Source organism: Streptococcus sp. GMD1S, assembly GCF_000296875.1.
Lineage (GTDB): Bacteria > Bacillota > Bacilli > Lactobacillales > Streptococcaceae > Streptococcus.
In genome coordinates this window covers 1-4776 of record NZ_AJQY01000065.1, presented here as the reverse complement: position 1 = coordinate 4776, position 4776 = coordinate 1, and the positions used below count along the sequence as shown (strand labels likewise).

General features: G+C 40.0%; 4 protein-coding genes and 1 pseudogene. All 5 read right to left on the bottom strand.

All coding sequences use genetic code 11. The annotated features are described in order from the left end of the window. Window positions 1-195: hypothetical protein (locus tag GMD1S_RS06650; protein WP_000114079.1), on the bottom strand; the 195-nt coding region annotated here is incomplete at its 3' end. Next, window positions 185-1168 (bottom strand): hypothetical protein, encoded by a 984-nt coding sequence (locus GMD1S_RS06645; RefSeq protein WP_000816351.1) that lies wholly within the window; start codon window positions 1166-1168, stop codon window positions 185-187. The genes GMD1S_RS06645 and GMD1S_RS06650, both read right to left, overlap by 11 nt. Continuing rightward, window positions 1165-3321, bottom strand: coding sequence for a hypothetical protein (locus GMD1S_RS06640; RefSeq protein WP_001279978.1), 2157 nt, complete (start codon window positions 3319-3321; stop codon window positions 1165-1167). The genes GMD1S_RS06645 and GMD1S_RS06640 overlap by 4 nt, the downstream gene beginning before the upstream one ends. A 3-nt stretch (window positions 3322-3324) precedes the next feature. Continuing rightward, window positions 3325-3693, bottom strand: a complete 369-nt coding sequence (locus tag GMD1S_RS06635) for a DUF5082 family protein (protein ID WP_000513720.1) — start codon at window positions 3691-3693, stop codon at window positions 3325-3327. A gap of 9 nt (window positions 3694-3702) precedes the next feature. Next, window positions 3703-4776 (bottom strand): annotated as a pseudogene (locus tag GMD1S_RS12270) (type VII secretion protein EssC); the annotation flags it as partial.

Genomic DNA, 4776 nt, shown 5'->3' with positions numbered 1-4776 from the left:
AAAGCCATCTAATGAGTCTACCGTCTCTACTAAATTTTCCATACATGTTTTTGCGAGACCCGCACAAGACTCTAGATTACTTGTAACCGGTGCATCAATGATAGTCGACATCCCCTTTGAAATCTCATCTGTCGAAACCTTAATACTTGCCTTAATACTTTGAATTCGCATCGGTTGGATCTGTTTAACGGACATTGCTCAATTCCTCCTTTGGTTTCAAGACATTGATAAACTCTTCATAGGAATGAACCACATGGTCTTTCCCGTCCTTGGTCACCTCTCCATAAACTGTTAGATTATCAAACAAATCTCTGTCCTTAGGGATTAAGAGACTGTATATATCAGAGAGAAGCTTGATATCTGTCTCGTTGGTCAAGAAAAATAGCCCACCTTTCTTCTTAGTCATCAAGTCATAGGCTGCAGGATACTCCTCCTTCAAACGCCAGTCTGAAGACTGTTCAATTACGGATTGAGAAAAACTAATTGGAGTGTCTATATGTAAAAGGTCACCTGCATAATATTCTTTTAAATTAGTAAATTCTTTAAATATATTAACATTTCTGTTCTCTAGAGCCTTTCCGGCATCCTTAGGGATGTCTTCTAGTTTACCTGTTGCCATGTTAAAGAGGACTTCCTTACGATCCTCACCTCCCGTTTTCTGGAGAACGACTGTCCGGTATTCCTGATCTTTGTAAGCAAAAAAATGAGTATAGGCACTTGAAACTGGAAAGTAAGAAGCATCATAATCCGCAATAGCCTTCAAAAGATCATACTCCTTACGAGGCAAATCATCCTGACTGGTATCATAGACCTGAATCTTCCAATACTCCCCCCAACTTAGATTCTTCACATCAAAGCGATTATCTCCCGATTCATAGATTAAACGGATACTTTCTGTGGCTATAAATCGTCTCCCATGAATTACCAAACTATAGTCAACCGGCTCATCCCTATCTCTTTTCCCATTACTATTCTTTGTCTCTTTCCAAGAAATGACCAGCCCCTGTCTATCAGCTATAAATTCATGAGATGCTGGTTCTACTTCAATTGACCAAACTTTATAGCGATCATGTGTCAAATAGCGATACAAAGGATAGCCTCCAGAAACCACAACAAGAAGGCTTAAAACCCCCAGAATGATTAGTATTTTTTTCCTGTATTGTTTCATTGACTTCCTCCTGAGTATTTACTATTTAGATAGAGCTGATATTCTTCATAGCCATGTTTGGCATTTTGGTCAGAAGAAATCGATAAATGTTCCAATACATTTTTATACGTTTTCAACTGGTCTACGCTCATATTGACTAGAGAAAGATCGGTCTCCTCGCCTAAGAGATACTTGCTCATTTCTGGTGTTACAGAATTTGAGTTAAGTTGATTTTCTTTGTTTATTGCTTCTTGGATTATTGCCCTTGTATCATTACTAGTACTATTCACCTTATAATGGCTGGACGACTTCGCATATTCAACATAAGGAACAAGACCTTCATTATCCATCTCTTTCAAGCGGACCTCTGTATAAAAATTATGTGTTCTCATGCGAGAAATTGCGACTGAACTCTTCCCATCTTTCTGGAAAAGATAGGTATTCCCTCGATTTAAAAAGTCATCCACCATCTCAATGCGTGTCTTTTCTTTTTCCAAGTCATATCCCTTTAACTGATCGACATACTTCAAATAGGCTTGTATGGTTGCTGTTGGTAATTGAATACCCATATTGTATGGACCCGTCTTCGTAAAACCACTTTCAACAACTTTCCCCTTAACGGTTATATCCTTATCAATCGCAGAAAAGAGTTCTTTACTGAATTCCTTAGAATCACTGGTAGCCAGAGCATCAATCATCGAGACGATAGGAACTGCTTCAGGTATGAAAGTACCAACCAGTGCATAAGTTATAGCTTTACCCATTGCAGCACGCATATCTTTATTCGCTTCTTCGCGAGATTTCTCAAGTTCACCGATCCGAGCCTGCTTCTCTGCCATATTATTTCCAATAGCGGTTGCGTATTCTTCCATTTTGTAAACCTTGGTTTCGGTTGTATTGCTAATACTCGTTGGATAAGAGTAGCCACCTATATTCATTTCCAAGGTTGTTTTCTTTGTATCAACCGTATTCTTAAATGAAAATGTTGCATCCGATATATCTGAAATTGAAACTTTTGTTCTCGTTTCGGTGACATATAGTTTGTCACCAACTGCTAATTTTCCTTTTGATGTTTCTGTCCGTCCTATCTCCATTACATAAAGAGATTCCATCAAACTAACAAACTTATCCGTCAAAGCAAGATGCTTATTATATGCTGCCATCTGGTTGCTCTGTAAAGTGCCGTCTTTAGCATATTGAACTTCCATAACCTTTTCAAGAGTATCACCTAGCCTAACTCCAGCCTTTTGAAACTCTAGCAAAAATGGTTGGTTAGCAGAAAAATCCCGATTCCCCATAGCGTCTAAAAGATGGTTCAGAGTGGCTGCATCTCCTGATTCAATCCACTCCATCATTTCCTGAGCACCAATACTGTAAAATCCTTCACTAAGATCCCCAGGTTTTTCGTTTAATATGTCTCCTGGCTGTTTATTAAGTATTGCACCTAAAGCACGTCCATCTGCTTCTGTTTGAATACTATCCAAATAACTGATTTTTCTCTTAGTAAGACTACCATTTTTAATTCCTGCTAAGATACTAGAAGCCGGAATATTACATACTGCACTGGCATTTTTTATTCTAGTCTGTAGAGTTTTTAGTTCTGCTTCTGCATCCGTAGTATCTTTTGATAAGGTATCATGTGCTTGTTGCAAGGCGTTATGAGTATCACGACGTGCAGTCGCTGCACTAGCTAAATCATCTCCCGCAGTTGTTTTAATAGTTGTTAAATCTTCTGATTCAATACCTAGTTCAGCAGTAGCATCGTTTAATAGCGTTTGAAGATTATCGACTTTTGTTTTGATCTTCTCATATTGTTCAGACTCCACGCCATCTAATTTTTTATAGACAGAATCATTACCAGTTTGTTGAGTCCATGCTTTATTTTGGAAACCGGCAGCTGTAGCAGCATTTTCAAATGTTGATAAAGCTGTTGAAAAATGCGTAATAGTGGTAGGATACTCTTGAAATACTTGGGTCTGTAAAGTATTCAATCGAGTGAAGAAAGCATTTATTGCCTCTCCTTTGTCCTCTGAATCTCCTGTTTTACCTGCCTTTTCATTAAATTTACGCATCGTTTGTTTAGAAGCCGAGTCCACACCTTTTGAAAACTCTTGAACAGCCGAACTATAACGAGCTATGGCCGGTAAGTCATGTACTTTTATAATATCACTCATACTTTACTCCTCCGTTGTTAGACTTTTTTCAATTTCTAACCAACTAATACTAAGGCTAATCCCCGACTTCTCTGTCTCTAATTCAGAAATTTTCTGAGTCAATTTGGCCACTACGTCATCACTCTTTGCTGAAAGCTTTTGTTTAGCTGTTTTTAGTATTTTCTCTTCATTATTGGTTTCATTTAAATATGGTGTTCCTGCTAAATAATAGGTCGTTTCAATATGTTCATTGCTCGTAAGTACATATTCTATATCCGTTGAAAAATCTGTAAGTGCTTTTTTACATTCTTCCAATCGACTAATTTGACTATTCAAATTAGTAATTTCTCCACGCTTAGCATCTATCTGAGCTTGTATGGTTGCTTTCCCCATCACTCCTCCTTATATCATTAATACTTTCATTCTACTTGCTAACCCATCGGCCACATAGTAGTGTTCTTGTTCTTCTAATTGTGGCTCACGAACAGGTCTGTTGGTTACTGTCAGAACTGATTGATCGCTTAAGCGAAGCCCTATAACAGCCTGCTTATAAGAGCGAACAGTTTTTGAGACCACATCAATGTATTTAGTAATCAATGGCGAACTCATTACAAGAGAACCATATCCAGCTCGAATTCCTTTGTCTAGGACATAAGCCAATGTATCAAGCGCTTCTGAGTTTAATTCTACCACTAATTCGGTTAAATTGTAAACAACCACTGTTGCAACATGATCTCGCTGTTTGCCTTCTAACCGCTCCTGAATTCTCTTCTCTATACTTGCAATCCCCGCCTGATATTCCTCTGGACTTGCAAGAATCGTCACTCCTTCCATTTCAGGTAAGTTATGATACTTCGGTGCCAAGATGATGACCTTCTGTTTCCCTTTGGCAATGTGTTTCACCAAGGCTGTCATCTGTTCTTCTTTATCTGTTAGGTAGAGAAGATTTCCTTTAGCCAGATTCCAAGTGACGGGCTCAACTGTCTCCATGTCAAGTCCTAATGGCACGAGGCCGTGTTCATAGGCAGTCTGCACGCTTGCTCGGCTATAGAAGTCTTTCTCCGTCAACTCCTCTGGTACCATCGGGATGGCACTTGGGCGTTGTCCTGTCCAGGCTTCTTGGAGGGAAGCCACTTCCTGACGTAGGTTGTTGAGGACTTGGGTATCATTAGCTCCATAAACTGAGAGTGCCAGCTGGATCACATCCACTTCTTCCCGCTTCATAAGGGCACGGCCCTTGATGTCTTCCATAGTCATAGCGAGTGGCGTAGAGCCCACGATGGCCCGCACTTCACCCGCCTCATTTTGTGGCAGGCTCAACTGGTGCTTGAAGTTTGAGTAAAGTTGTGCACGAAGGTTGGTCTGACGTCCGGCTGTCACCAAGAGGTGAACCCCGATACTGAGACCTTCACGGGAGATGCGCACCAAGAGCTTGAAGAGTTCCGCCTCATAGGCTTCTTCCTTGAAGGCCTCATA